The organism is Nocardiopsis potens DSM 45234 (genome assembly GCF_000341105.1).
Taxonomy (GTDB): Bacteria; Actinomycetota; Actinomycetes; order Streptosporangiales; family Streptosporangiaceae; genus Nocardiopsis_A; species Nocardiopsis_A potens.
In genome coordinates, this window is record NZ_ANBB01000042.1 from 114,950 (window position 1) to 121,750 (window position 6,801).

At 77.5% G+C, this 6,801-nt stretch carries 4 protein-coding genes; 3 read left to right on the forward strand and 1 reads right to left on the reverse strand.

Annotated elements, in window-relative coordinates; genetic code table 11:
* The 3 genes from D459_RS33730 to D459_RS0117060 are packed head-to-tail and all read left to right on the forward strand — an operon-like array spanning position 1 to position 4,480.
* Positions 1-1,089 (forward strand): nitroreductase family protein, encoded by a 1,089-nt coding sequence (locus D459_RS33730; RefSeq protein ID WP_026120471.1) that lies wholly within the window; start codon positions 1-3, stop codon positions 1,087-1,089.
* A complete protein-coding gene (locus tag D459_RS0117055) occupies positions 1,086-2,792 on the forward strand; it encodes an ATP-binding cassette domain-containing protein (protein WP_020380223.1) in 1,707 nt (568 codons plus the stop codon). The genes D459_RS33730 and D459_RS0117055 overlap by 4 nt, the downstream gene beginning before the upstream one ends.
* Positions 2,789-4,480: an ATP-binding cassette domain-containing protein gene (locus D459_RS0117060; protein WP_017594223.1), complete on the forward strand. Its 1,692-nt coding sequence runs from the start codon at positions 2,789-2,791 to the stop codon at positions 4,478-4,480. Before D459_RS0117055 ends, D459_RS0117060 begins: the two co-directional genes overlap by 4 nt.
* Positions 4,481-4,609: 129 nt before the next feature.
* On the opposite strand, the gene D459_RS0117065 is transcribed toward D459_RS0117060, so the two are convergent.
* Positions 4,610-6,706 carry a BCCT family transporter gene (locus D459_RS0117065; protein ID WP_017594224.1) on the reverse strand — a complete coding sequence of 699 codons (2,097 nt, stop codon included), beginning with the start codon at positions 6,704-6,706 and terminating at the stop codon, positions 4,610-4,612.
* Positions 6,707-6,801: the final 95 nt, after the last annotated feature.

Sequence of the window (6,801 nt, forward strand, 5' to 3'; positions counted from 1 at the left end):
TTGCTCTCCGCAGACCACCCGGCCGCCCCGGTCCGCCGCGCGCACCGCCGCCCCGACCCGGCCGGCCTCCCCGCCGCCCTGGCCCGCGCGCTCACCGCCGAACCCCCCGGCCCGGCGCTCCCGCCGGGGCCGCGGGCCAACCGGTGGCGCGCCCTCGGCGCCGCCCGCACGGCCGCCCCCGACCGCGAGCGGGACCTGCTCACCGGGCTGTGGTCCGGCGACGGGTACCACCGCCTGCCCGACGGGACCGCCACCGGCGTCCGCCGGCGCCCGGTGCCCTCCGCCGGCGGCGCCTACCCGGTCCGGACCCACCTGGTCGCCGGCCCCGGCGGCGCTCTGGAACAGGGGCGCTACGTCTACGACCACGAGCAGGGCGCGCTGCTCCGCCGCGACGGGGCCGCCGAGCGGGCCGCGGGCTGGGACACCGGCGCCGCCGGCCCGCCGGAGGCCGGGACCTACCTGGTCCTGACCGTGCAGCCGGGCCGCAGCTTCGGCCGCTACCGGCACCGGGCCTGGCCGCTGTGGATCGCCGACACCGCCTACGCGCTCACCGCCGCGGAGTTCCTGGCCGGCGCGGACCCCGCCCGGACCCGGCTCGGCCCGGGCGCGCCGCTGCGCAGGCTGCTCGGCGTGCCCCGCGCCGCCGAGCACGGCCGCTGGCTCCGGCACGGCCTCGCCCCGGAGATCCCGCTCGCCGCCGTCGAACTGCCGGCGGCGTGGGCGCCGGACCCCGAGCGCCGCGCCGCCCTCGCCGCCCGCCGGTCGCCGCCGATCGGCGAGTTCACCGCCGCCGCCCGGACCCGGCCGCCCGCCCCCGGGGCCGCGCACGCCGCGGCCGCGTCCGGGCAGGCGTGGGTCCTGGGGGCCCGCCGCCTGGAGGCGTGGACCGTCGCGGCGGACGCCCCGCCCGCCGCCGTCGCCGCCGAACTGTGGCGGGCCCACCGGGCCGCGGCCGCCCTCTGCTACGCCGGCGCCCTGTCGCGGCGGTGGCGCTGCCGCCCGGTGTCCGGCTTCACCGCGGCCCGCGGCCGCTGGACCCTGCACGCCCTGGCGATGCTGCCCGGCGCGGCGGAGCGGAGCACGCCATGATGATCGTCCGCGAACTCTGGCGGGAGGCGGCCCGGTTCCCCGCGGCGCTGGCCTGGAGCACCGCGCTGCTGGTGCTGGTCTTCTCCACCCACCTCGGCCAGGCCGCCGCCATCGCCTGGTCGATGTCGGCGGCGCTGCGCGGGCACCCCGGGGACGTGCTCGCCGGGCTGGCGCTGATCGTCGCGATCGCGCTGGCGCGGATGGCGCTCTCCCTGGCCCAGGCCTCCGCCGCCGCCGGGCTCGGCGGCCGCGTCCGCCGGGCCCTCCGCCGCCGCGCGATGCGGGCCGCGCTGACCCCCGAGCGGCTGCACGACACCGCCGCCCGGGACGGGGCGCTGCGGGCCGGCCTGGGCGACGGCATCGACGGGACCGACGCCTACGTCTCGAAGTACGTCCCCGCCGTCGCGCAGGTGCTGATCGCCTGCCCGGCCGTGGGGGCCCTGCTGGTGCCCCTCTCCCCGGCCGCGGCGGCGGCCGTCGCCGCGGGGCTGGTGCTGGCGCTGCTGGGCCCCATGGCCTGGAAGCGGATGGCGGCCCGGCGCGGACTCGACCACTGGGACGACTACGAGGGCCTCGGCGCCGACCTGCTCGAATCCCTGCGCGGCATGGCCGCCCTGCGCACCCTCGGCGACGTGCCCGGGACCCGGCGGCGGCTGGACGCCCGGTCCGAGGCGCTGCGCCGCGCCACCGAGCGCGTCATGCGGGCCTCCCTGGCCGAGACCGCCGTGACCGACCTCGCCGTCCAGGGCGGCATCGCCGCCGCGGCGATCGCGGCCCTCGGCCACGCCGTCACCGGGCAGGCCCCCGCCGTCGAGGTCTACCTGGTCCTCCTGCTCGCCTCCGAGGCGTTCCGCCCGATCCGCGACCTCTCCCGGCACTGGCACTCCGGGTTCCTCGGCACCACCGCCGTCCCCGGCCTCGCCCGGATCGGCGCCTTCGACCCCGAGCCCGGCCCGGAGCAGAGCGACCCCGGCCCGGAGCAGGGCGCCCCGGAGCAGAACGCCCCCGCGCCCGGCCCCGGGGGCCCCGCGCCGCGCCCGGGGCCCGAGGGCGGCCGCGCGGAGCTGCTGCACGTCTCGGACCTGGGCTTCCGCTACCCCGGCGCCCGAGACGACGTGCTCCGCGGCCTCACCCTGACCGCCCGGCGCGGATCGCTCACCGCGATCGTCGGCGAGTCCGGCGCGGGCAAGTCCACCCTCTTCGACCTCCTGCTCGGCCTCCTCACCCCCGGCACCGGCCGCATCACGCTCGACGGCCGGCCGGTGCGCCCAGACGACATCGCGGTGGTCTCCCAGCGCCCGGTGCTCTTCGCTGGAACCGTCCGGGACAACCTCACCGCCGCCGACGCCGCCGAGGAGCCCGACATCACCGCCGCGTGCCGGGCGGCCGGGATCCTCGACGAGGTCCTGGGCCTTCCGCGCGGGCTCGACACCGAGGTCGCCGAGGCGGGCGCCAACCTGTCCGGCGGACAGCGCCAGCGCCTCGCCCTGGCCCGGGCCCTCCTCGCGCGGCGCCCGGTCCTCCTCGTCGACGAGCCGACCAGCGCCCTGGACGCGGACCGCGCCGCAGAAGTGGTCCGGACGCTCCACCGCGTCGCCCGCGACCGCATCGTCATCATGGTCAGCCACCGCCCCGAAACGCTCACCGGCGTCCCCGACGTGCTGCGCCTGGGCGCCGGGCGGCTGGAGAAGAGCGCTCCGTGAACACCGCCTCCGCACTCCGGGCCCTCCGCGCCCTGCTGCCGGCCCTGCGCCCCGAACGGCGCGGGATGCTCTGGAGCTACCTGGTCGGCACCGCCAGCGCCCTCGCCCTGGCCGCCCTCACCGTGCTCACCGCGTGGGCGGTCGGCCACGCCGTCGCCGAGCGGACGCCGCCCGGACCGGCCTGGTGGGCCGCGGTCATCGGCCTCGTCCTGCTCCGCACCGTCCTGACCTGGCGGGAGATGGACGTCTCCCACGCCCTGGCCTACCGGGTCCTGGCCCGGCTCCGGATGGCGCTGTTCGACTCCTACGCGCGCAGCGTCCCCGGGCGCCGCCGCGAGCACTCCGGGCGCGCGGCCGCCGTCGCCATGGGCGACATCGAGGAGCTGGAGTTCTTCTACGCCCACACCATCGCCCAGGTCGGCGCCTCGGCCACCGTCTTCCTCGCCGCCGCCGCCACCGCGGGCGCCCTCCTCCCGGAGGCCGCGGCCGTCATGCTCGCCGGCGGCGCGGCCGTCGCGACGACCGCGCTGTACTGGGCGCGGACGGCGCGGCGGCTGGGCGAGCAGGAGCAGCGCGAGCGGTCGGCGCTGTCCGCCCGGATCACCGACGCGCTCGGCGCCCTCCGCGAAGTGCTCGCCTACCGGCTCGCCCCCCGCATCATCGCCGACACCGACGCCGCCACCGGGCGCGCGGCCGCGCTCACCCGCCGCCGGGAGCTGCTGGAGCAGCTGGTGGCCTCGGTCCGGGAGCTCATCGTCACCGCCGCGGTCATCGGCGTCATCGCCGCCGCCGCAGGGGTGCTCGCCGACGGTGCCGGCGGCGCCGGCGCAGGACCCTCCCCGGCGGTCCTGCCCGCCCTGGTGGCGCTGGCCGTCACCGGGGTCGCGGCGATCACCGAGGCGACCACCGTCCTCACCCGGCTGCACCCGCTCGTCGCCGCCGCCGACCGGGTCGCCGCCGGCATCGGCCGCCCCCCGGCGGTGGCCGCCCCGCGCGCGCCGCGGCGGCTGCCCGACGGGCCGCTCGGCCTCCGGTTCCGGGACGTCTCCTTCGCCTACGAGGGCCGGCCGCCGGCGCTCGCCTCCTGGTCCGCCGAGGTCGCCCCCGGCGAGCACGCCGGCCTGGCCGGCCCCTCCGGGGCCGGCAAGAGCACCGTGATCGCGCTCGCCGCCCGCCTCTGGGACCCCGCCTCCGGCACCGTCGAACTGGTCGCCGCCGACGGCGCGGGCGTCCCCCTCACCGAGATCGACGACGCGGCCCTGCGCAGCGCGGTCGCCCTGGTCGACCAGGAGGCGACGCTGTTCCACGGCACCGTCCGGGACAACCTCCTCCGCGGCGCCGGACCGCGCCCCGACGCCGAACTGGCCGCCGTGCTCGAACACGTCGGCGCCGCCGGCTGGATCGGCCTCGACGACGACCTCGGCGAGGACGGGGTGCGCCTCTCCGGCGGCCAGCGGGCGCGCCTCTGCCTGGCCCGCGCCCTCGTCCGCCGCCCCCGCGTGCTCCTCGTCGACGAGGTGACCGCCAGCCTCGACCCGGCCACCGAGCGGGCGGTCTCCGACGCCATCGCCGGCTTCGGCGGCACCGTGCTCATCTCCTCCCACCGGAGCGAGACCCTCGCACGCTGCGGACACGTCATCGACATCACCGCCCCCGCCGACCAGGCCCGGGCCCCGGGCCTCCGCTGACCCGCCGGGGCCGGGGCCGGGCCCCGCGCAGAGGGGCGCCGCGGGACCCGAGCGGGTCCCGCGGCGCGGGGCGGGGCGGTGGGGGCGCACCCCCGCCTCAGGCGGGGACCGGGACCCCGCCCATCCGGGTCAGCGCTCGCCCTCCGGGACGCTCTCCGGCACGCCCTCCGGGACGCTCTCCGGCACGCCCTCCGGGACGCTCTCCGGCACGCCCTCCGGGGCGTACTTCTCCAGCAGCTTCTCGGACTCGTACTCGGCCCCGGCGGCCGAGGCGGTGAACTCGGGGGTGTCGAACACCTCGCCCGCGATGGGGTCCTGGAGGTGGGACTCCTCGTCCCACTGGATGGCCCCGGTGTCGGTGTCCACCGTGACGGCGTGCGCCGGGATGTCGTGCACCGCCAGCACGGTGGCCGAGTCCGCGCCGTTCGCCGCCGGTGCGGCGGCCGGCTCCAGGCCCGCGCCGGCGTCCAGCCCGCCGAGCGCGGCGGAGGCGCTCTTCAGGGGGCCGCGCGGCCGGGCGCCGTTGCTCTGCGCCCGCAGCAGGTCGCGGAGGTTGCGCTGCAGCTCCTCCTCGTTGTCGGCCTCCCGGCGCGCGGTCGAGACCAGCGCGGACGGGGTGGCCTGCGGGCGGATGCTCACGTACCGGGGCATGGTCGCCGTCTCGTAGCGGAACATCCGCACCAGGGCGATCACCGCGAGCGTGTAGATGACCGACAGCGGCGCCGCGCCGACGATCGAGCTGACCTGCAGCACGGTGAGCGCCGACTCGCCCCCGGCGAGCAGCAGCAGGGCGCCGGACAGGCCGAGGACCACGCACCAGAACACGCGGGTCGCCCGCGGCGTCTCGGTGCGGCCCCCGTGCGAGAGGACGTCGACGACCAGGGCGCAGGAGTCGGCCGAGGTCACGAAGAACAGCACGATCACCAGGATCGCGATCACCGACAGCGCGGCGGTGAGGAGCCCGCCCCCCGGCAGGTTCTCGAAGAGGAGGAACAGCGTGGTGTCGGTGTCGATGGAGCCGTCCGCGCCGACCATCGAGCCGTCCCGCAGCTGGTAGAGGATCCCGGTGCTGCCGAAGACGGTGAACCAGATGATCGCGATCGCCGTGGGCGCCAGCATCACGCCGAAGATGAACTCGCGGATGGTGCGGCCGCGGGAGATGCGGGCGATGAACATGCCCACGAACGGCGCCCAGCTGAGGAACCAGCCCTGGTTGAACAGGGTCCAGTTCAGCGTCCAGTCGTCGCCGGCACTGGCGCCGGTGACGAACATCAGCTCCGGGAGCACCTGGATGTACTCGCCGGTGTTCTGCACCAGGGACCGGAACAGGAAGACGGTCGGGCCGACCAGCAGGACGCAGAGCGCCAGCAGGGCGGCCATCGTCATGTTGGCGTTGGAGAGCCAGCGCAGGCCCTTGTTCAGGCCGCTGATCACCGAGAGGGTGCCCACCGCGGTGACCAGCACCACCAGCCCCACCAGCAGGGTGCTGGAGGGGTCGAACCAGCCCAGGTGGGCCAGGCCGGCCTGGATCTGCAGCGCGCCCTGCCCCAGCGAGGTGGCGACGCCGAAGATGGTGCCGACGATGGCGAAGACGTCGATGGCGTGGCCGACCCAGGACTCGATCAGCTTGCGGCCGAAGACCGGCTCCAGCAGCCACCGGATGGACAGCGGGCGGCCGCGGCGGAAGGACATGTAGGCCAGCCCGAGGCCGACCACGACGTAGATGCCCCAGGCGTGCAGCCCCCAGTGGAACAGGGCGTGCCCGACGGCGGCGCGCCCGGCCTCCGGGCTCCCCGGCTCCAGGCCGGAGATCGCCGGCGGCGCCGTCAGGTGGGTCAGCGGCTCGGCCACGCCCCAGAAGACCAGGCCGATGCCCATGCCGGCGGAGAAGAGCATGGCGAACCAGGAGAACAGCGAGAACTCCGGCCCCTCGTCGTCCCGCCCGAGGCGGATCCTGCCCACCTTGGACAGCGCGGCCCAGAACGCGAAGATCAGGAACCCCGTGACGACCAGGACGTACCACCAGCCGATCGTCTCGCCGATGCGGTTCCGCAGGTCGGTGAAGGCGGCCGCGGCGTCCTCGCCGTAGGCGGAGCCGTACCAGGTGGCGGCCGCCAGCGCGGCGAGGATGATCAGCAGGGCCGGCAGGAAGACCGGCTTGGAGAGGCTGCGCCAGGCTGCGGCGATCGGGTTCGGTGTCGGTCCTGTGTCGGCTGGGGAGGCCACGTACTCTCCTTGCTCGTAGGCGATATGGCGATCAGCCGCGCCGGGCCGCCCGGCTCGGCGGAAGCGGCGCACAGCAGAACGCCGGGGAGGCGGGG